This is a genomic window from Pseudoalteromonas sp. HM-SA03, from assembly GCF_002289345.1.
Classification (GTDB): Bacteria; Pseudomonadota; Gammaproteobacteria; order Enterobacterales; family Alteromonadaceae; genus Pseudoalteromonas.
In genome coordinates, this window is record NZ_NSDG01000065.1 from 1 (window position 1) to 21401 (window position 21401).

22 protein-coding genes and 1 tRNA gene are annotated in these 21401 nt (G+C 44.3%); 9 read left to right on the forward strand and 14 right to left on the reverse strand.

Annotation, left to right across the window (positions count from 1 at the left end; translation table 11 throughout):
• Nucleotides 1-133 precede the first annotated feature (133 nt).
• From CKO50_RS13545 to nudE, 3 genes are all read right to left on the reverse strand, one after another.
• Nucleotides 134-210 (reverse strand) — tRNA-Met (locus tag CKO50_RS13545).
• Nucleotides 211-451: 241 nt separating this feature from the next.
• The gene (gene cysQ, locus CKO50_RS13550; RefSeq protein WP_095728585.1) at nt 452-1255 is read right to left on the reverse strand and encodes a 3'(2'),5'-bisphosphate nucleotidase CysQ; all 804 of its coding nucleotides are present in this window, start codon (nt 1253-1255) and stop codon (nt 452-454) included.
• 1 nt (nt 1256) lies between these two features.
• Nucleotides 1257-1820: an ADP compounds hydrolase NudE gene (gene nudE / locus CKO50_RS13555; RefSeq protein WP_095728586.1), complete on the reverse strand. Its 564-nt coding sequence runs from the start codon at nt 1818-1820 to the stop codon at nt 1257-1259.
• A 61-nt stretch (nt 1821-1881) separates the two neighbouring features.
• Here nudE and yrfG point away from each other — a divergent pair, with 61 nt between their 5' ends.
• Complete coding sequence (yrfG, locus tag CKO50_RS13560; protein WP_176474667.1) at nt 1882-2541, forward strand: GMP/IMP nucleotidase; 660 nt, start codon at nt 1882-1884, stop codon at nt 2539-2541.
• Here yrfG and CKO50_RS13565 read toward each other — a convergent pair.
• The gene (locus CKO50_RS13565) at nt 2538-3158 is read right to left on the reverse strand and encodes a dUTP diphosphatase (RefSeq protein ID WP_017219351.1); all 621 of its coding nucleotides are present in this window, start codon (nt 3156-3158) and stop codon (nt 2538-2540) included. The two genes, yrfG and CKO50_RS13565, sit on opposite strands and share 4 nt — an antisense overlap.
• 114 nt (nt 3159-3272) lie before the next feature.
• Between CKO50_RS13565 and CKO50_RS13570 the strand changes: the two genes are divergently transcribed.
• Nucleotides 3273-3899, forward strand: a complete 627-nt coding sequence (locus CKO50_RS13570) for a peroxiredoxin-like family protein (RefSeq protein ID WP_095728588.1) — start codon at nt 3273-3275, stop codon at nt 3897-3899.
• Between the two features lie 38 nt (nt 3900-3937).
• Here the strand turns inward: CKO50_RS13570 and CKO50_RS13575 are convergent, their stop codons facing one another.
• The 3 genes from CKO50_RS13575 to CKO50_RS13585 form a co-directional block, all read right to left on the reverse strand.
• Entirely contained in the window at nt 3938-6271 is a 2334-nt protein-coding gene (locus CKO50_RS13575) for a fatty acid cis/trans isomerase (protein ID WP_095728589.1), read from the reverse strand.
• A complete protein-coding gene (locus CKO50_RS13580; protein WP_095728590.1) occupies nt 6272-6643 on the reverse strand; it encodes a hypothetical protein in 372 nt (123 codons plus the stop codon).
• 88 nt (nt 6644-6731) lie between these two features.
• Entirely contained in the window at nt 6732-7397 is a 666-nt protein-coding gene (locus tag CKO50_RS13585) for an SDR family oxidoreductase (protein WP_095728591.1), read from the reverse strand.
• Between the two features lie 157 nt (nt 7398-7554).
• Here CKO50_RS13585 and CKO50_RS13590 point away from each other — a divergent pair, with 157 nt between their 5' ends.
• Nucleotides 7555-8283 (forward strand): transporter substrate-binding domain-containing protein, encoded by a 729-nt coding sequence (locus CKO50_RS13590; RefSeq protein ID WP_095728592.1) that lies wholly within the window; start codon nt 7555-7557, stop codon nt 8281-8283.
• Here the strand turns inward: CKO50_RS13590 and CKO50_RS13595 are convergent.
• From CKO50_RS13595 to tesB, 5 genes are all read right to left on the reverse strand, one after another.
• Nucleotides 8280-9080: a VOC family protein gene (locus tag CKO50_RS13595; RefSeq protein WP_095728593.1), complete on the reverse strand. Its 801-nt coding sequence runs from the start codon at nt 9078-9080 to the stop codon at nt 8280-8282. The genes CKO50_RS13590 and CKO50_RS13595 overlap by 4 nt on opposite strands.
• Nucleotides 9081-9156: 76 nt before the next feature.
• Nucleotides 9157-9816: a DUF799 domain-containing protein gene (locus tag CKO50_RS13600; protein WP_095728594.1), complete on the reverse strand. Its 660-nt coding sequence runs from the start codon at nt 9814-9816 to the stop codon at nt 9157-9159.
• Nucleotide 9817: 1 nt separating this feature from the next.
• The gene (locus CKO50_RS13605; RefSeq protein WP_095728595.1) at nt 9818-10162 is read right to left on the reverse strand and encodes a DUF4810 domain-containing protein; all 345 of its coding nucleotides are present in this window, start codon (nt 10160-10162) and stop codon (nt 9818-9820) included.
• A gap of 36 nt (nt 10163-10198) precedes the next feature.
• Nucleotides 10199-10867, reverse strand: coding sequence for a CsgG/HfaB family protein (locus CKO50_RS13610; RefSeq protein ID WP_095728596.1), 669 nt, complete (start codon nt 10865-10867; stop codon nt 10199-10201).
• A gap of 327 nt (nt 10868-11194) precedes the next feature.
• Nucleotides 11195-12052: an acyl-CoA thioesterase II gene (tesB, locus tag CKO50_RS13615; protein ID WP_095728597.1), complete on the reverse strand. Its 858-nt coding sequence runs from the start codon at nt 12050-12052 to the stop codon at nt 11195-11197.
• Between the two features lie 153 nt (nt 12053-12205).
• On the opposite strand from tesB, the gene CKO50_RS13620 reads away from it, so the two are divergent.
• Nucleotides 12206-12667, forward strand: coding sequence for an EVE domain-containing protein (locus CKO50_RS13620; RefSeq protein WP_095728598.1), 462 nt, complete (start codon nt 12206-12208; stop codon nt 12665-12667).
• Here the strand turns inward: CKO50_RS13620 and CKO50_RS13625 are convergent.
• A complete protein-coding gene (locus CKO50_RS13625; protein ID WP_095728599.1) occupies nt 12664-12846 on the reverse strand; it encodes a hypothetical protein in 183 nt (60 codons plus the stop codon). The two genes, CKO50_RS13620 and CKO50_RS13625, sit on opposite strands and share 4 nt — an antisense overlap.
• Complete coding sequence (locus CKO50_RS13630) at nt 12846-13925, reverse strand: potassium channel family protein (RefSeq protein ID WP_095728600.1); 1080 nt, start codon at nt 13923-13925, stop codon at nt 12846-12848. The genes CKO50_RS13625 and CKO50_RS13630 overlap by 1 nt, the downstream gene beginning before the upstream one ends.
• 122 nt (nt 13926-14047) lie before the next feature.
• On the opposite strand from CKO50_RS13630, the gene CKO50_RS13635 reads away from it, so the two are divergent.
• The 5 genes from CKO50_RS13635 (at nt 14048) to CKO50_RS13655 (ending at nt 21318) form a co-directional block, all read left to right on the forward strand.
• Entirely contained in the window at nt 14048-14998 is a 951-nt protein-coding gene (locus CKO50_RS13635; protein WP_095728601.1) for a chemotaxis protein CheV, read from the forward strand.
• 139 nt (nt 14999-15137) lie between these two features.
• On the forward strand, nt 15138-17303 hold the full coding sequence (gene uvrD, locus CKO50_RS13640; protein WP_095728602.1) for a DNA helicase II: 2166 nt from the start codon (nt 15138-15140) through the stop codon (nt 17301-17303).
• On the forward strand, nt 17281-19350 hold the full coding sequence (locus tag CKO50_RS13645; protein ID WP_095728603.1) for a GNAT family N-acetyltransferase: 2070 nt from the start codon (nt 17281-17283) through the stop codon (nt 19348-19350). The genes uvrD and CKO50_RS13645 overlap by 23 nt, the downstream gene beginning before the upstream one ends.
• Before the next feature lie 73 nt (nt 19351-19423).
• On the forward strand, nt 19424-20428 hold the full coding sequence (locus tag CKO50_RS13650; RefSeq protein WP_255229786.1) for an ABC transporter substrate-binding protein: 1005 nt from the start codon (nt 19424-19426) through the stop codon (nt 20426-20428).
• 41 nt (nt 20429-20469) lie between these two features.
• The gene (locus CKO50_RS13655; protein WP_095728605.1) at nt 20470-21318 is read left to right on the forward strand and encodes a CZB domain-containing protein; all 849 of its coding nucleotides are present in this window, start codon (nt 20470-20472) and stop codon (nt 21316-21318) included.
• Nucleotides 21319-21401: the final 83 nt, after the last annotated feature.

Below are 21401 nucleotides of genomic sequence, written 5' to 3' on the forward strand. Positions count from 1 at the left end.
GGGACCGACGACCTTCGATTCTTTCCAGGTTTAGCGAGTCCGACGAATGATTTATCATTCTGCTCCATCCCACGCCTGTATTTGTACTTAATTTTTAGTCTTGTACTTGAGACTTTATACATCCAACAGATGTTGGTTGCGGGAGCCGGATTTGAACCGACGACCTTCGGGTTATGAGCCCGACGAGCTACCAGGCTGCTCCATCCCGCGCCTGTATATTTTTGTGAATCTATGCTTCGTCGGGGACCGACGACCTTCGACTCTTTCCAGGTTTAGCGAGTCCGACGAATGATTTATCGTTCTGCTCCATCCCGCGCCTGTAAACTCTTAAAAAGGACTTCCCTTTCAAGAGGCCGCTATAATAATGGATTAAAATTTTATTGCAAGGGATTTAATGCTTAAAACAATTCAAGTGCGCAAAAATCCCACAACCTTCAACTTAAACCGTTATTTATTCTATCGTTCGATGATGTGGACTGATCAACTTTTGCCATTGCCAATCGGGATGCCCCATAACAATAAAGTCTGGGTTTTCGGTAGTTTCTCGTCGATTGTAGGTCAGCGGGTTAAACTCAGCATCGGTAATACAACCTCCGGCTTCTTCGACGATGATTTGTGACGCGCCAGTATCCCACTCTCCCGTTGGCCCTACTCGTAAAAAACAATCCGCCTTACCTTCTGCGATAATGCAGGCTTTTAATGAACATGACCCAAGTGCCACAGTGTCGAACTGACTATTTAAGTACTGACTAACCGCTTCAAGCTTTTGTCTGCGACTTACTGCCAATGTCAGCGTTTCTCGTGGCGAGACGAAAATACGTTTACTTTCGCCTGAGTCACTACGTTTAAACGCACCTTCATCTTTGCTCGCGTAATATGTCAGCCCTTGAGATGGCCAGTAAATGACGCCTAACACAGGATGATTATTTTCGATTAACGCAATATTGACGGCAAAGTCACCGCTTTCAAGAATAAATTCCCCAGTGCCATCCATAGGATCGAGTAACCAGTAGCGCTGCCAATCTTGTCGCTCACTCAATGGTGGAATTGGTGTTTCTTCAGACATTACCGGAATGTCAGGTGCTATTTCAGCAAGACCCGCCATTAAGATCTCATTAGATGCCAAATCTGCGGCGGTGACAGGAGTGTGGTCAGACTTTTCTTTTTTACCAATATCATCGGCTTGATAAATTGCCATAATGGCTTCACCGGCACGTTGTGCCAGTGCGATGCAAGGCTCTAAATAGGACTGCAATTTACGCCTCCAGATTCAAATGTGCTTTTAATAACAGTAGTGCCGCGACACTTCTTGCTTCGGTAAAGTCCTCTTGATGTAACAGATCATATAATTTATCTAGCGGCCACTTCACTACTACCAGTGGCTCTGGTTCATCACCTTCAAGCTGTTCTGAGTAAAGTTCACTAGCGACCAAAATATGCATTTTAGCATTAAAGTAACTCGGTGCCAGAGACACTACTTTGAGTTCAGAGAAAGCATTTGCACCAAAACCCACTTCTTCTTTTAGCTCTCGGTTACCCGCTTCCACCGGGGTTTCGCCAGGGTCAATTAGCCCTTTGGGAAAGCCGAGTTGATAGTCATGTGTTCCTGCACAGTATTCTCTCACTAATAATAGCTCATTATCAGCAGTTATGGGCACGATCATTACTGCGCCACGGCCACCGCCACGCACTCTTTCGTATTCTCGTTGCTCGCCATTCGAAAAAGATAACGAAAGTGCTTCTACCGTGAATAATTTGCTTTTAGCCACGACGTCGCAAGCTAAAATTTCTGGTGGTGTGGGATGCTTTTTATGTGACATAGATCATTATTTGCTATCATGGCGAATAACCTAATCATAAAGCCTTTGAAGTTAAATGCCTATGCTAAATTGGTCAAATATCGATACCGTTTTGTTAGATATGGATGGCACATTACTCGACCTCCATTTTGATAATCACTTTTTTCTCGACGTTGTGCCTAAGGCACACGCAAAACGTCAAGGCTTAACCCTTGAGGCTGCAAGGGCCGACATCCTCGCGCGTTATGACGCAGTAATGGGCCAGATAGAATGGTATTGCCTAGATTATTGGCAGGAGCAACTACAGCTCCCTATTATGGAGCTTAAACGTGAAGTACAACACTTGATCTCCATTCGTGAGGATGTACCAGCGTTTTTAGATGCCTTAAGAGAGAGTGGAAAACAGCTTATCTTGTTGACCAACGCTCACCCAAACAGTCTAAGTTTGAAAATTGAGCGTACCCAATTCGATAAGTATCTCGACAAATTGGTTTCAACCCATGAATATGGCGTAAGTAAAGAAAGTCAGACGTTGTGGCAACAAGTAGAACGTGATTTGGGCTTTGATAAGTCCCGCACTTTATTTGTGGACGATAGCATTAGCGTGTTAAATGCTGCGAAAGAATTTGGTATTGGCCATTTGCTTGCCGTTGCTAATCCTGATAGTCGGCAACCAGAGCGAGAGATCACTGAATATCTCTCAGTCTCCGATTACCGTACCTTGCTACCTATTATAGATTAAGCTGGGTAGCGAGCTTTTAAGCCGTCGTACACGTGTGTTTTAAAGTCTGGGTGCGCTGTATCTAGACTTTTCACCACTTCGACTAAGTGTTCGTTATCTTCTTGGCCATTCCATACCTTGATGTAAGAGCCATCTTTATAGCCATGATCTTGGCGGAAGAAGTTAAGCGTGTTTTTACCGACATATCCACGGTATAGGTCATCAATAGACATCCCGATTTGCTGCATACACCCCGCAAACGCATGGGCATCAAACTCACGTTTGGTCACAGCCGCACTTGCAAGTAATTCAAGGGTTTCCTTGAAGTCTTCTGCGGTAGTTGGCTTTGCCAATTCAGCCTCTAATTGAGTCGCTAGTTGCTCAAATGATGTTTCGCCATCGATACGTAAAGACAAGCCAAAATGAAAAATATCCACTAGCTCTAAAATCACTTGCTCAGTATCTGGCGTTTGCTTTTTCCACCATTTCCAGCCGTAGTGATCTAGCATTTCTGCACACTCAACCCAAATTGCGCGGTACCATTCAAACCCTTGTTCAAACCACTGTTGGTGTACTTTGGTATTCATGGCATGTTGCATTTCTAGCATAACCACAAGCTTAGTGATGTTTGCAGACATTGTGCTCTCTCTTCATGGAAATCAATTACGAGCGATATCATACCGAAGTGAAAGATTTTCGCCATAGCTTAGGTCTTCTGAGTCGATATCAACTTGAAACCCTAGGAACTTTTTATGCGTCATTTTATTTTATCGCTCGCTTTGGTTTGCTCAGCCTTTGTCAGCGCAGCTGAAATCACTAATATCGCCGCAGCACCTGAACAAGTAAGCCCACTCCTTCCAGGCATTGATGCCCCTGCATTACAACTCAAAGATAAGTCAGGTAAAACTGTCGACCTCCCGACACGCTATAAAGAAAATATCACCGTACTGGTGGTTTATCGTGGTGGCTGGTGTCCATACTGCTCAAGACAGCTCGCGGGGATCCAAGAAATTGAACCACAGCTTGTTAAAATGGGAGCACAAATTATTGCTATCGCACCAGACTCACCTGAGGCGCTGGCAAAAAGTACAATTGAGTCCCCTCACTACCAACTGTTGTCTGATAACGAAATGCGTATGAGCCAAGCGTTAGGTCTCGCCTATTTTCTAGATGATAAAACAGCCCTTGCTTATCGCAACAAGTTGGGCGTAAATTTTGTTGATTTTGAGGGTAACGATAAAGTTGCCTTGCCGGTGCCGGCGGTATTTGTAGTCGATAAGAAGGGCTTGATCCAATTTCAATACGCAAACCCAAATTACAAAGTGAGATTGGATGAAAGCGTGCTACTAGCCGCGGTCAAAGCAGCTAGTCAACTATAGGAAAAGCACATAAAAAAATGGAGTCCGAAGACTCCATTTTAGCGATTTTCTAACCGGTTATAGTCAAATAAGCCATATTCAACGCCACGTGTTCGCTTGGCAATATCGTGGATTAAATCACTGTAACGCCAAAACTCTGGGTGAGTCCTGCGGATCCCATATTGCGCTCGTAGCGCTCGGTAATCAGACTCACTATTCATGTGGCTAAATGATGAGACGAAGTCCTCTTGTGCTGCCTCGCTTTCTAAATACCAAATTGCCTCTGGGTAATCTCCGATAAAGCCTGGCACAATCGTCGCTGTGTCTTCGGTATACGCTCTTTGCCCTTCTTCATTTAACAAACTGGAGATGTTGTAGTGGGCATTATGGTGTAATAGCGAGAACGCTTGATGTGAACCGTCACTTTGCTTAGTAATAATAAACGAGACCTGAGGAAGCAAATTAATCGCCCTAACGGACATGCTATTGAGTGCCTGCAGTGGCTTGCCGACGGCTTGATAGTCATAATCCCTATTTAGAACGGGCTTCAGCACAGCATGTAGCTTGTTATACAGCTCTTGCTTTGGATCGTCCGTTTCGTATTTTATCCCCGTTGGCGCACCGATTAGTGATTTGCGATTGATAAACTCACTTAAGCTCAAGTGTGACTTACGATACCAATGGCGTTTAATTTCCTGACGATGGCTAAGTGGCAACAGATTTAAAAAGTTTTGCTCACCTTCAAGCCTCAAAAAGTCCATATATAAGCGTGTGATCAACTGATGACCAATGTTGCCATACACGTCAAAACCCGCCACCAGCAAGTAGTGAATGCGCTCGAACAAAGCATAGTCTAATACCCAAGCTGTTTTGGGAGGCTGGCCAATAAAACCTTTAACCACCGTTGCGCTATCAAAATGACGGAAGATAGTTAATGCTGCATTCGGGTTTTCCCCCTCACCACGCCAAATCAAGTCCATATTGAGACGCTGCCCATCGGCAAACATCTTATCTGCAAGCTCTGTTTTGGCACGTAAGTAATCCTGCTGCTTAGTGGCGTATTTAGCCCAACTGGAAAGCGGTAACGCATTACTTTGCTCAGCCGCAGGTAGCACCAAATCTTCATCATGTTTAAGCAGCAGCTGGTTCACCGCTTCATTGCTATTTTTTTCAGGGTCAACAAACGCCACCCAGAAATGATCGTTAATGACATTAAGCGCTATTTGGCCTCGACATACAGGACCTTTGATAAAGCCTTTTACAATTAACTCGGCCTCATCCAGCATAAATTGATAACGAGAATTAACCGGAATATCTTTGAATACCTTAAATGGGTTTGCTGCAAGCTCTGGCTCATAACCTGGCAGTTCATCCACGTGATAATCCGCTGCATAAAATTGCTGATGTAACCGAGATAGCTTGGCGTCGTTCAATGCCAGTGGCATGTGAGTTTTTGACAAAATGGTACTGCGCACTTGCATCAATCGATAATACACCCTATCGATCTCAGGATCGTCAAACGGACGCACTGAACTCACCAGTGCGATTGGCTGGCCCGGAGGCGTGCTTGAGCGTACCAATTGAAAAAACGCGGGGTCATCCAAGTGAGGGAAGTGGATATGGGCTAAATACCAATGCTCAAAAATATAACGCGCGGCAAGGCGGTGTTTATTGGAGTCCTGATTAAGAAATTGTTCCCACTTTTTCACTTCTTTTTGTGCTGCAACACTTGGCTTTGCAATCTGGCTCATTTTACTGCCACTTTGCAGCCATGCTTCCAAGGTTTTGAATTCATCATGCGTGAGCGCTGGTAAGCCGTAGGGCATCCCCGCATGAGGCTGTTGTTTCGCAAGGGTAGAAAATTCATCCATGGTTGGGCAAGACTGCGTTCGATCTAAAGAGAAATCAAACTCTTTACCCAAGATGCCTTGTTCAGGAAAACGATGAGACATTTTTAACAGCAAGCTATTATAAAGCACACTTCCAGCTAGGTTGCTGTATTCAGATTGATTGCGCTCATTCAGCACTGGGGTAAAACCACGCTCGCGCCACTGTGTCGTGGTTTGGGCGTCGAATAACAGCCGGGTTGGTGTTTGTGCTAACAACCGCGTGCCGTCATACACTAATTCCTTTGACAATCCCCTATCTATTCCTTCTGGAGATGACAGTTTAAGCTGACAAGGTGCGTCATAACAACCATGGCAAACCACACAACGCGACTCCAAAATGGGCTTCACGCTTTGTAAGTAACGTGCACCGCCTTGGTGATATTCTTCGATTCGTGCTTGGGGTTGCTCTGGTCCAAACATATCATCATATTTAGACACACCCAAAGCCACACAGCCAGAAAGCACGGCGACAACCACCGCACAAAACAGTGCACGTTTAGACATTTACTCGCCCTCGTCGTCATCCAGCCCAAGATCAAAAGTCGGCATCATTTCTACTGGAGGCGAGACAAATAATGCATCGCTACTGGTACTCAGCACAGCACTGAGAATAGGCCCGCGATTAATGAGCAATTGCAACTGATGTTCCGCACCTATCAACTCAGTCACTGTCGTACTAATGTTGTTGAGCGCATAGTCATCAATGTGCAAACTAATATTCTCATCTTCTTTTGGGTTTTGGCACAAATGAGCAAGGAGGTTCTCACTCAACATCACTGATACTTCAGCATCTGGAGAGTCGATATCACGACTCTCGATGTTATCGTCTAACAAAAAAAGCGGCAGTGATAATGGGGTATCTTGTTGTAATTCCATCAAAGGTTACCATCTGAGTATTTGCTTTCATATTAGCACAGTTAGATAGCTGATGGCTGAAAAGGGGGCGACGATGCGCCCTGCTTGATTACCAAGGGAGCGTGTCGCCGTTGGAGTGCCAAAAACCACCACTGTTTTCGATAGTTAGGTGTTCAATTCTCTTAATTAAACGTTCCGCCGCAACATCTGGACCAATATCACCTGCAAACCCCACCATCTGCGTTTGCACAAAGCCAGGATGGAATAGTCCAACTGCGATATCTTGGCTTTTCAGCTCGTGAGCCATACTCACGCTCGCCGCGTTCAGTGCAGCTTTCGACATTCTATAGCCAATGTAACCACCAGAACCATTATCTGCAATCGAACCCATACGACTTGTGATCATGGCAACTTTACTACCTGCTTTGAGGTTATCTAGCAGTGCATGAGTGACTCGAATTGGCCCTAGCGCATTGACGTTAAATTGGTGGTCGATATTTTCAAAATCCATTTCCGCTAGTGTTTCGTTATGAAATACCCCAGCGTTATTAATAAGAATGTCAATCTTCTCCGAGCCCAATGCCGCCAATAACTTTTTCGCACCATTTTCTGTCGCAACATCTATATCTTCAATGATATCCACGCCTAGAGATTCTAGGTCTGCCGAAGCTTTGCGAACAACCGCAGTTACTTTGCAGCCTAGAGATAAGTATTGTTTACAAAACTCTAACCCGATCCCACGATTAGCACCGGTCACCAAAACATGTAGTGTCATATCCTTCTCCTCACGATTTTTATGCTGAAACTATTCCAATTGGTATGAGTTTACTAAACTCAAGGTCAATCTCGACTGAATTCATTTTTATGATGTACTTTTTCACTTTTTGACAACTTTGCTACAGTTATAACTCTAACAACTGTAAGGATATGTTGTGAAACTCGCACTTGGCACCCTCTTACTTTTCTTCATCCACAAGGCAACTTTTGCCTACCAAATCAATGTCAGTGAGTTGGTCGCTTATCAGCTTGGCCAACAGCAAATCGCACAACTCATGCAAAAGGTATACGCACCTTTGGATATCACGCCCACACTTGTCGTGTTACCCAGTGAGCGCGGATTAAAATATGTAGATCAAGGGTTTTACGATGCAGAAGCTGGACGCACTAGCGCTATTGCAAATGCCTATCCTAACTTACTGCAAATTCCCGAACCACTTGCAACCGTGCAAATGGCGGTGTTTTGTCTCAAGAAGGAGCATTGTACCTTATCAACACGGCAAGACTATGTGGTAATACAAGGCAGTTTAATAACGGAGCAAGTTTGTCAGCGTAAAAAGTTGACCTGTAATGCGGTCTCTAACGACGTTTCTGCGTTTCAAGCACTTGAAAAAGGTCATGTAGAACAAATTTTAGCTGATGACTTATTTGCGCTTGGTGCGCTATGTCAGTCAGGACTCACCGCGGTTTATGTGCGTAGGCTACGAGATGCGAGTTATCCTATTTATCACTATATCAATCGTAAACACCAAGACCTACTGCCGAAATTAACAGCATCTATCAAGCAGCTTAATAGCAGTGGCGAGCGCGATACTATTCTAAACCGACTCTCTGACCACTTTACCACCTGCCATGGCAAAGTGATTGAATTAGAAATGCATTAAGTTGATATATCATCCATGGCAGATTCTATGATAGAGAATACCGCCCCTTGAGGATCGGTTATCACGCTAAAGCGACCAACTTCTGGTATATCTGTCGGCGGTACACAAATTTCTCCGCCAAGTTTTTGGGCATATTCAGCTTTACTATCGCAGTCCAATACTGCAATGTAAATCATCCAGTGCGGAGGAATGTCTTCACCCCACTCAGCCGTCATTTCTAACATGCCAGCGACGGGTTGCTCATTTACTTTGAACAAAGTGTAGTCCATATTTCCCATGTCTTTGACTTCGATTTGCCAACCAAATAATGCAGAATAAAAGTCACGACTTTTGGCGCTGTTTTTACTCACTAATTCAAACCAATAAGGGGTATCCGCTTCGAGATGACGTTGTGTCCCTATATGGCCTCCCTCTTGCCAAAGGGCAAAAACTGCTCCACCAGGTTCCTTTAACATCACCATCCGTCCTGCCCCAGGGACATCATGAGGGCCCGCCAACACTTCAGCACCGAGTTCGTTGGCTTTGTTTAGACATTCATCGACATTGTCTACCGCCACATAAGCAAGCCAGTGACTAGGCATGCCTCCTTGTTGTTGCTCAGCGGTCATCTGATACATCGCTGCGACATCATCGACTTCTTTTTGCAACATGGTGTAATAACAATCTTCACCAATGGGTTGGTCAAAAATTTGCCAATCAAATAGTTGGCTATAGAAAGGCTTTGCTGACTGCCAGTCGCTTGAACACAATTCAATCCAACAAAAGTAACCGAGTCTACATTCACTAATTATTGCCATGGGGGATCACCTATCAATCAAAGTCTAATGAATATAGCAGCAATCAGCCGATAAGAAAGCGCAGTCAAAATATGGCTTATTTTTCAATTTGCCCATACTTAGGTGAGCGCACGCCATAAAGCAAACCATTGCTTGAGTCCGCTGATAATAATCTCTGTGATGCTTTCTGTGAAACTTCAAATCCTTTATCTGAAGTGCTTTCAATCACCTGGTTTAGTACCGCGCCAATCAATGCGCCAGCCAAACTGCTATCACGGTCATCTCTGTCTTCACTGCTTGACGCTTTTGACTTACCACGCCAAATTACTTGGCCAGTTTTTAAATCAACCAACCTTGCCGATAGCGCTACGGTAGTGTCACTATCTAATACAACGTATGACGTACCATAATCTTGAATCTCTATGTATAAAGCAGCGTCGGCAGCAAAGATTTCATAGAGCTTGTCTATCGCAACATTGTGAACATCATGAGCCACAGTTAAGCCATTATTTTTAAAAGTCTCATTGACCAAAGATACTGGAAAAACATAATAGCCAGAGTCGGCAAGTGGCTTCACTACTGTCGCCATTACCCCAAAAGGCGCAACAACTTCAATGGAATTATTGATAGGCGGTAGCACCAGTATCGACTTAGGATCACTTTGAATAAAAGCGCTGTAATCCTGTTTAGGTGCCGTCGCACAGCCATTCAATAAGGCAAAAGTCAAAAGCACCAAGCTCGCTTTAACCCATTTCATCTTATTCTCCCTGCGCATTTTTTAGTAAAAAGTCGATATATTGTCGAGACTCAGGATACTGTTGTTTTTCCTGTTCAAAATACGCAAACCCTTTGCCATTATCCCCTTGCATCAAATATAAGTAACCGAGATGCGCATACATACCTGGTGCTGGACTGATCTGCCTTACTTCTGCGCGCGCTATGCTTGACTCTAACTGACTGATCTGCTCCTCAAGCGACTGCCCATCACCTCGAAAGAACTCATAGAGGTTACGTTCGTAAGAACCGTAATAATATTGTGGTGTCGTACTCTGACAACCAGACAATATCAATAGTAAAGTCGCCACAAATATCGTTTGCTTCATAATTTACCTGAGGTTTAGATTAGCTGTGGGGATTATCTATAAAGGCTTCCAATCGCCTTTATCGATGCCGCTGACCAAGTTATTAACGGCCTCACGAATGGCTAAATCAAGTACCTTGCCGTTTAGCGTTGAGTCATACCCTGCAGTGCCACCAAAACCAACCACTTCGCGATTAGATAAGCTGTATTCTCCAGCACCTTGCACTGAATAGACAACTTCTGAACTAGTTACATCAACGATATTGAGATTTACCTTAGCGTAAGCAATTTGCGATTTTCCTTTACCTAAAATGCCGAATAACTGTTTATCACCTACTTCTTTTCTACCAAACTCGGAAACATCTCCCGTGATCACAAAGTTAGCGCCTTTAATACTTTGTTTTGCGCCCGCAAATCCAGCTTCTTGGGCAATCTCTGTCATGTTTTCTCTATCTAAAACAATAAAGCGATTACTCTGTTGTAAATGGGTAGTCAGAATAGTTTTAGCCTGAGAACCCAAGCGATCCGGTCCTGAACTAAACACACCATTGTGAAAAGCTGAACGGTTTTGCAATTTACCAACCGCTAACTGACTTTTTGGTCCATTGTATGTCTGATTATATGAAGCCACTTTAGGTGCTTCTACCGTTCTTGATGCTTCCGTTGCACAACCCGCGGTTAATCCGACAAACGTCAATGCAATTACTGTGGCGAGCGGTTTATTCATTATCATTCTCCTAAAGTCATATGCGTCTGTCTGTGACGCAGCGATTCGTTTTGTTAATAACAATGTAGATAAATTTAGCTGACTTTAGTGTTAATTTTTGTTTGGGAAGGATGCAATCACGCTACATCTAGATAGAATTTTAAAGATAGTGCAAAATCAAACCGAGTACAGCACTAGAAAAAGTCGTGCAGACCACTTTAGGAACGGCTATCAAAAAAACTATAACCCTTTTATCAACAAGCTGTTATGAATTTATAGGTTTGTAATTTTCTTAGTGCTGCACAAAGCAAGATTACCATTAAAAAGCACCATACACTTTCCAACAAATTAGCGTTGACGCATCACGCCTTCTTGAATAGTCGACGCAACTAACTCACCTTGGCGGTTGAAAAATTGACCACGCACTAGGCCTCGGCCATTAGACGCGCTCGGACTATCAACGCTATATAAAATCCATTCATCCATTCTAAACGGACGATGGAACCACATCGCATGGTCTATTGTCGCGACTTGCATATTCGGCTGCATAAACGACAAACCATGTGGTTGTAGTGCAGTTGGTAGAAATTCAAAATCAGAGGCATAAGCCAGCAAATAGTTGTGGATCCTTCTGTCGTCTGGCATGTCACCATTGGCTTTAAACCAAACATTTCTCACCGGGTCCTGTTTTTTAGGTTTGAATGGATTTTGAAAGTTTACAGGGCGCATATCCAGCGGCATTTCTTGCGTAAATTTCGCTCGAAGTGATTCTGGAATGAGGTCCGCATGTTCTTGATAAAAGTGGAGTGATGACTTCAATGTTTCAGGCTCTGGCACATCCGGCATCAAAGATTGATGAGAAACGCCCGGTTCATCCCCTTGGAAAGAGGCTGTCATGTAAAATATCGGCTTACCATATTGAATGGCACTGATCCTACGAGTGCTAAAACTGCGACCATCACGAATGTTTTCGACATCGTAGACAATGGGCTTGCTCGCATCACCAGGACGCAAAAAGTAAGAGTGTAGCGAGTTAACAAAGCGCCCTTCTGGTAAGGTATATTTTGCTGCGGACAACGCCTGCCCCATCACCTGACCTCCAAACACTTGAGGAAAACCAAGATCTTGGCTTTGACCTCGATATATCCCTTGCTCAATTTCTTCAAGGCTGAGCAAATCCAACAGATTTTGTAACACTTGACTCATGTTGCACTCCGAACGTCTAGTAGAACTGGCGATAGTCGTTATAATGAGATAATACTTTTACCAAATCCAAGTAAGACTCGGACTGGTAGCAAACCAAGTACATTGCTCAAATGAGTATAATACATCATAACTCAAACTATTGGACTAACCCATATGGCTTATTGGCTGTTTAAAACAGAACCCGATGCATTTTCCATTGATGACTTAAAAAACGCGCCTGAGCAGCAAACTTTTTGGGAGGGAATTCGTAATTATCAGGCAAGAAACTTCCTGCGCGACGAGGTTAAGGTGGGTGACTCAGTGTTTATTTACCACTCAAGCTGTAAAGTCCCTGCGGTTGTCGGCATTGCCAAAGTAGTGAAAGCAGCAGAGCCAGATCCACACCAATTTGACTTAAGCAGTGATTATTATGATGCCAAATCAAGCCCCGATAACCCTCGCTGGGTAGGCGTCACTCTAGCATACGAGAAGCACCTACGCCCGGTGACCCTGCAAGCGATAAAGGCCAATGCAGCTCTCACCGAGCTGGCTCTAAAAAAAGGGGGACGATTATCCATCATGCCTATCATTGAATCTGAGTGGCAGGTTATTTTAGAGATGTCGGGGCAAAGCTAACGTTTTGCTTTGCCTTTTTGTCGCCCGTGCTTAGGCACTATGCTGATATATAGCAGCAAAGCGACCCAAGAAAATAGTAACGTCCCTATCAGCCAGCCGTTTTTTTCATGCCCTTTGCTGCGCTTGCTTCCTGCAACTAAAGCCACAGGAAGTAAGTAAGCGCACACAATAGCAATCATCAAAAAGAGTTCTTCGAACATAGTGATGACCAGTCAACCTCTGATGCAAGTACCCGTTGCGGTGCAATATAGTGCAAAATATCTCCCCCTGTGATGTTGTAATCCAAAGGTGGGTTTAGATCCATATCTAGCGCATTTATATCGTGCGCAACACCGAGCAATGTCGCATCATGATGCTGCTTAAAATAACCAAAAATATCACCAAAGGTTAAGCAGCTTACCTCTGCAGGTAAGGCTAAGCTGAATTGCGTATCGCCGTGTAGCGTCGACAGCAATTCCTCTTGTACTCGGCTTGAACCGGGGTCTTGCATTGCTCGCACTAAGATTTCCGCAGACATAGATGCAGAGCATTCAACATTTTTACAATGCTCTCTTAAAAGCAGTGCTTTGCTATCGTCCAAGAAGTGCGCGCTAATATGCGCTTCGGATTTTACTACTCGGCTAAGTTTTAGTGCGGTGGTAAATGTCTGATTGTCATCACCACCATCAATGATGATTTTGTCAGCCCGCTCGATGTTAATCCGGCTTAACTGTTCATCATCAGTGAAGCTGGTTAAACGCGCAAATGCGACTTCCGGATAACTCAACAGCGGATGCTCCATGGCTTCGGTAACGGCTAATACGATTTTTCTATCCTCGCGTTTATTGTCACCTAAAATATAATCCACCATTTTTTTCGTTCTCACATCATGCCAACCAAAAATTACGATGTGGTTTTGCAAATGTGCAAAATCTTTTTCCCCTGTCATGCCTCTTCTCACCCAATACGTCACAAATTGTCCAGCTTTTCCCAATAACACACCAAATAGCGCAAGGCCAAATGGGATCTGTATTATGGCAACGACTAAACGGCCAAAATCCGTTGTTGCACTAAAGTCTCCGTAGCCAACTGTTGAAGTCGTCACTACGTAGTAATAAAAGAACGTGCTCAGTGGCAATAACGCCGATTCATTGCTGAGCCATAACAACCCCCAAGTCACTGACATATGAATGAGCGTTGCCATAAATAACAGTTGCCAGCTGGCCTTATCCACATGAGCCCGCATCAAAACAACTAAACGTTTAAAAATTATAGGCATATTGCTTCCCTATCAAATACATACTGCTACCTTACTGTAGATTTCGGCCAAAAAACAACACGACATATCGACTTCTTTGATATAGTCTTAGAAAAGGTTACAAGAAGTAATGAGGGGTTAACATGGCTGGCGTATTGGCCTCAGTAGATCAACGCACACAACTGGTGGGGGAAAACCGCCTTGAGTTGCTATTGTTTCATCTTCATAGCCGCCACTTTTTTGCGCTAAACGTCTTCAAGGTAAAAGAAGTTGTTAAGCTCCCTCACCTCAACAAAATGCCAAATGCACACCCTAAAGTATGTGGGGTAACCAACATTCGCGGCGAGTCTATTCCGGTTATCGATTTACGACAAGCGATATGCATGCCGCCATGCGACCGAGACAAAGACTGCAACCTAGTTATCACTGAATACAACCGCTCAGTGCAGGCCTTCTTAGTTGGTAAAGTTGACCAAATCGTCAATACTACGTGGTCCGATATTATGCCAACCCCTAAGTCTGTTGGCCGCAATCACTACCTCACCGCACTGACTAAAATCAAACGTGACGGCGTTGAACACATCGTTGAAATTATCGATGTAGAAAAGGTACTTGCCGAAATAGTTGAATACAAAGTTGAGATCCCGCAAGACATTCTAGATAAAGATATCATCAATGAGTTTCATGGCCGTAAAATTTTACATGCCGATGACTCGCCGACCGCTCGTCGTCAAGTTGCCGATACCTTGGCACAATTGGGCATAGAAATCATCCCAGCAACTGACGGCCAAGAGGCGCTCAATGTGTTAAAGCACTGGGCCGACGAAGGTATAGACGTACAAAAAGAGTTACTTGCAGTGATCACCGACGCTGAAATGCCCGTCATGGATGGCTACCGACTGACCTATGAAATTCGCAACGACAGTCGTCTGAAAGACCTTTATGTCATTCTCAATACCTCACTCAGTGGCAGCTTTAACCATGCCATGGTCGAAAAAGTGGGCTGTAATGCGTTTCTATCAAAGTTCCAGCCCGATTTATTGGTAACAGAGGTACAAAACCGGTTGAAGGACGTTTTGCAAAAACAAATATAAACACTGTATAAAAAACCAGTTTATGTTTCTTTATAAATCATAATGTTACCTTTACTCGGTTAGGTTTGCTTTGCGATATGCTGGGATTTACGGCAGCGACTCGGTATACTTGCCATCATTTGAGCAAATAGGCAAAGCAATGGACGTATCAGAATTACTCGACGGCCTCAACGACAAACAGCGCGATGCAGTCGCCGCACCTCTGCAAAACATGTTAGTGCTCGCAGGTGCGGGATCAGGTAAAACACGAGTACTCGTTCATCGTATTGCTTGGCTTATGCAAGTTGAGCACGCCTCTGCCTTTAGTATCTTCGCGGTAACCTTTACCAATAAAGCAGCCAAAGAAATGCGTGCTCGTGTTGAAGCGACGCTCAATGGCCCTGTTGGTGGTATGTGGATAGGCACTTTCCACGGCCTTGCTCACCGCATGTTACGCGCTCATCACCGTGAAGCTAAATTACCAGAGTCATTTCAAATTCTAGATAGCGATGATCAGCAACGAATGATCCGCCGTTTGCTCAAAGCCATGAATATCGATGAGAAAAAGTGGCCACCTAAGCAGTTAAGCTGGTACATCAGCGCGCGTAAAGACGAAGGATTAAGACCCAAAGATATTCAAGCATACGATGTCAACGAACAGCTGATGCTGAACGTGTATAGTGCTTACCAAGATGCCTGTGATAGAGCCGGTCTTGTTGATTTTGCCGAGATCCTATTGCGCTGCTACGAGCTATTACAGCAACAACCTACCTTGCTACGTCACTATCAACAACGCTTCCGCCATATGCTAGTGGACGAGTTCCAAGATACCAACAGCATTCAGTATTTGTGGCTACGCCTGCTTGCAGGTAGTGACAACAATATCATGATCGTAGGGGATGACGACCAGAGTATTTACGGCTGGCGTGGTGCAAAAATAGAAAACATCAAACGTTTTCTAGACGACTTTAACGCCGAAACGATCCGTCTTGAACAAAATTATCGTTCTACTGCAACCATTCTAAAAGCATCCAATGCGCTCATTGAAAACAACGCGGAACGAATGGGTAAAAGTCTCTGGACCGACGGTAACCAAGGCGAGCCGATTTCAATTTACGCCGCTTTTAATGAACTTGACGAAGCACGCTTTGTAGTTGGCAAAATTAAATCTTGGTTACAGGCTGGCAATGCGCTCAGCGACAGCGCCGTACTCTACAGAAACAACGCACAATCCCGAGTGTTAGAAGAAGCTCTGCTTCAAGAAGGGTTAAAATACCGTATTTATGGCGGTATGCGTTTCTTCGAACGCCAAGAGATTAAAGATGCCCTGTCTTACCTTCGTATAATCAGCAATCGCAATGACGACGCAGCATTTGAGCGTGTGATAAACACCCCTACCCGTGGTATTGGCGATAAAACGTTAAGCCATATTCGCGATTGTGCACGTCACGAATCACTCTCGCTTTGGGATGCAGCAAAAGCCGTACTTGCGCAAAAGCACTTAGCGGGAAGAGCAGCTACGGCGGTGACAAAATTTATTGAATTAGTCGAGCAGCTAGACGATAAAATTGCCGAGCTTGAACTGGCACAACAAGCGCAGACAGCCATTGAACAGTCAGGTCTCATGGCAATGTATCAGGCCGAGAAAGGCGAAAAAGGCCGCGCTCGAGTGGAGAACTTGGAAGAATTGATCAGTGCTTGTGGTCAGTATGAGCTTCCTATCGATGAAGATTTCACTTCACCATTACAAGGCTTTTTAGCTTATACCTCTTTGGAGGCAGGCGAAGGCCAGGCCGACGAGCACGAAGACGCGGTACAAATGATGACGCTGCACTCAGCTAAAGGCCTCGAGTTCCCATTGGTCTTTATGGTTGGGGTGGAAGAAGGCATGTTTCCATCGCAGCAAAGTAATGAGGAGTCCGGCCGCTTAGAAGAAGAGCGCCGCTTGTGCTACGTAGGTATGACACGTGCCATGGATAAACTTTACATTAGCCACGCAGAAAGTCGCCGCTTGTATGGTCAAGAAAAACACCACAGCCCTTCAAGGTTCTTACGTGAAATTCCTGAAGATTGCATGGAAGAAATTCGGATTAAAACACAAATTTCTCGTCCGGCTAACTCGGGTCGATTCAGTCCATCAATCAGTCACGCGACCTTTGAAGATAGCGGCTTTAATTTAGGCCAGCGTGTCCTCCATGCCAAATTTGGTGCAGGCACAGTGCTTAACTATGAAGGTGCTGGTGCTCAGTCACGCATCCAAGTTAACTTTGATGATGTTGGTAGTAAGTGGTTAGTAACCGCCTATGCAAGACTTCAAGCACTCTAACCTGCCAATATTACGTTCTCAGCTTGCCGATGCGCGCCATCGGCAACTCTTGCTTATTACTGGCAGCCAAGCTTGGTGTTACACGCAGTGCCAGCAGCTATTAGCAAACTCAAACGATAACCTTATCCTAAGTAGCAGTAAGACATTGGAAAATGCCGTTTGGCCCGAGCATTTATACCAAATACTCGGACAAGAATTTAGCAACCTAGTCTACGACGGCTTTAGTGGTATTGTGCCTAACAAAATCGCAGCGGCTGCGGGCACTGTAAAAGCTGGCGGCTTACTCCTGTTATTGCTTCCCGAGTTAGATGAACTCGACCACTGGCTAGACCCTGCCATTACTCGCTGGTGCTCAGAGGGGCAAACACCCAAACACAGCCACTTTTTAAAAAGGTGGCTGCAGCTCTGGCAGCAACGAACAGTTTGGCATATCAGTGAACACTTTGGAGCTCAACTGCCCTCAGCGTATCTTGCTACAGGTTCAGCGGTTAGTGGTATTGAAGAGCAACAAACTGTACTTGCGCAACTTTCCACAATATTGGTAAACCAGCAAACACCTGCATTACTGAGCGCAGATAGAGGTCGAGGGAAGAGCGCACTCTTGGGCCTCTTGGCATCAAAGCACCCTACACAACAATTTGTTATTTGTAGCCGCCATTTTCATGCTCTGCATAGTTGCTTTAGCATGCTTGCTCAAACACTCAATACCGAGGTTGATGTAAAAACAAAGAAGCTGGCTAATCTCAGCTATATGGCGCCAGATACGTTACTACAACAAGCCTCTACGCTTGGTAGCGATACGGTTATTTTGGTGGATGAGGCAGCCGCCCTGCCAGTTCCATTTTTAATACAAGTCGCTCAACTTGGTTTTCGCTGCATTTTTTCCAGCACCTTAGTTGGTTATGAGGGAAATGGTAGAGGCTACACGTTACGGTTTAAACGCTACTTAGAATCACATTACCCAAGTTATCTTGATTTCACCTTGTCGACTCCTATTCGCTACGCATCGGATGATCCACTGGAGCAGCAGATCAGGGATTTATTTGTACTCGAGTGTAAAGCGACATCACCCATATTCACTTCATCAACCACAATGCGTGCTATTTCCCAGAGTGAATTGGTAGAAAATAGCCAGTTACTTGAGCAAGTTTTTTCACTGCTCGTATTAGCGCATTATCAAACCAGCGTGGATGATTTAAGGCAATTGTTAGATGCACCAGATTTGCACCTACAAGGTGCATTTTGCAATAACGAGCTAGTAGGGATCTGCCTTGCTGTCATCGAAGGCGGACTTACTTCAGATCTCGCAGAAGATATTCTAGCAGGAAAGCGAAGACCCGCAGGCCATCTCATGGCACAGCAGCTAACAACAAGCTTTGGTGATAGCAGGTTTGTCACTGAAAAAAGCGCAAGAGTCGTTAGAATAGCCGTGCACCCGGATGTACAACAGCAAGGAATTGGCCACCAACTATTGGCGTCCTTTGAAACCATATTACCGGAAAGTATCAGTTACATAGGAACTAGTTTTGGCCTTACAGCGCCATTATTTTCGTTTTGGTCACAACGGCACTATGTGCCAATGAAACTGGGGTTTAAGCAAGATAAGGCCAGTGGCGAGTATGCGGTTTTGATGCTTAAAAAAGTCCGAGGCGACTTAGATAACACCTATACTCGAATATTCAAGCAAGCTTTTTTCTATCAGTTACGCTCGCACTACCAACAGCTCGATACTGAGGTGGTTACCGCTATATTAGCGACCCTACCCTTTGAACATATAACTGATGAACAGCTGGATTATTTGCACTATTTACGTAACAGCAATCCGGTTGAGCAACAAGTATGTCCTTTTATATGGCAGCTAATCACAACTGATCCTCGATTACTTAAAAACTTAACTAAAGTTTCAAAAGCATTAGTAACTCGTCTAATATTACAGCAACATTCGACCCAAGTCGTACTTAACTTGCTTGGGTTATCTGGTAAAAAGGCCCTCACCACAACGCTAAGAGAGACAGTGCAGCAAGTTTATGAGTATTTTCGGTGTTAAGTTTCTACTATTCGTTTTTGCTTCTGCTGTACTGAATTTTACAGTATCCGCTCAAACTGTAGTGAAAATTGGCATGTCTACCGCACTTTCTGGGCCCGCAAAAGAGATTGGTCAACACTTAAAAGCGGGCGCCGAACTACACTTTAACTTTTATAACCAGCACAAAGCGAATGGTGCAGCTGCGATTGAGTTACAGCTGTTGGATGATGGTTATGAGCCACACAAAACCGTAACTAATGCTCGTAAGCTCGTTTACGAAAATAAGGTCGATGCATTATTTGGCGTAATGGGCACACCCACATCTTATGCCATAAAGCCTATTTTAGAGCACTCTAAGGTTCCCTTTCTTATGCCATATACTGGTGCTGAGTTTCTTCAAGAACCGCATACATTTAATGCCTTCAACTTCCGCACTAGCTACAATAAAGAAGCACAAGATATCATCCGCTACTTTATCGATGAACAAAAATTAAAGCGGGTGGCCTTGCTCATACAAGCCGATGAATTTGGTTTAACCGTAGAAAAAAGCCTCACGAGAGCGCTTGCGGAACGTGGATTTAAGCCCGTTGTGATAACGCGTTTTAAACGTAATACTGATGATGTAGAACGAGCCCTTGAGCAAGCGCAGAAGCATAAAATAGAGGGCTTCGCTATGGTAGGCACCTACACACCACTGTCTAAGTTTATTAATCGTGCCATGGAGGTTGGCCTTGAAACACAATACGCTACGGTTTCATTTGCCTCCTCAAACGAGCTGTTTACCAGACTCAGTGGCCAGCCCAAAGTTTTAGTCACCGAAGTTGTACCCGACCCTGCGATTTGCAAGGGCAAGCTTTGTGATAGTTTTCGCGAAGCAATTCGCAATACCACGCTTTCCCATAACGAACAGGTTTTTGAGGGCTATCTCAATGCCTACTTATTGACAACTGCTATCCAACAATGTGGGCTGCCCATTGATAGCGATTGTCTGCTAAACGCATTACAACAGGAGTTGGAACATAACGCCGTTATTCGGGAAGTATTTATGCTCCAACCAGCGCAAAAGAAATTGCCAGTTTACCGCTCCTTTTTCCAATAATGTTCTATGCTTAGTTGATAATGACCATATGCGAGGCTGACATGGATTTAATTAACTTTCGCGTCGGGAAAAAAACAATATCACTGCAAATCCTCGATATTCTATTAACTGAACGCTACGAAGAAAATTTAACGGATTTACCCAATGACAACCCTAGTTTCTTGGGCGTCAAAGATTACATGGGCGTACCGACTCCTATTTTTGATTTAGGGATTATATTGAACAAACGCTCATCCTATGAAACCAATCAAGAGTTGGTCAGCATGCTAAAGCAGCGAGAGCAAGATCATAAAGAATGGCTTGTCGCACTCGAAGCTAGCATTTTTAACGATGTCCCTTTCACTAAAGCCAAAGACCCAAAACAATGTGCTTTTGGACAGTGGTATTACGGCTTCAAAACTGAAAATGACGATCTCAAAGCACTACTGAGTCGCTTCGAAGAACCACATGCAAAACTACATTCATTAGCGGATAAACTATTAGTGATGTGCGCACAGGGACATAAACAAGAAGCCATAGATACTCTCACTCGTGAAAAGAGCACCTCTTTTAATAAACTCATGCGATTATTTGAATCCGCTCGTGATCAGATCATGCTCGACCATAAACCTATCATCGTCTTTACCACCCAAGATGGTCAAAGTCCGCATATCGGTTTGCTTGTCGATAAAGTAGAAGATAACGTTCACTGTGATGAAAGCGATATCAAATCACTGCAGGAAATGACCAGTATTGGTTTTGAAATCGATGCGCAAACCAAGAAATTGATGAAAGGCTTGGTCAGGATGGGAAAACGCCACAGCGTATTGATTGACCCTAGTGCCATTTTCCGCCCTGAACATTTACAAAGTTATGAGCCAGAAGAAACGGAAGAGTACGGCTTGTTTTAGATTTAGTAAATGAATCACAAAAAACGCCGCAAAAATTGCGGCGTTTTTTTGTATCCTAAGTGACCTGATTTCGAGATAAGTTG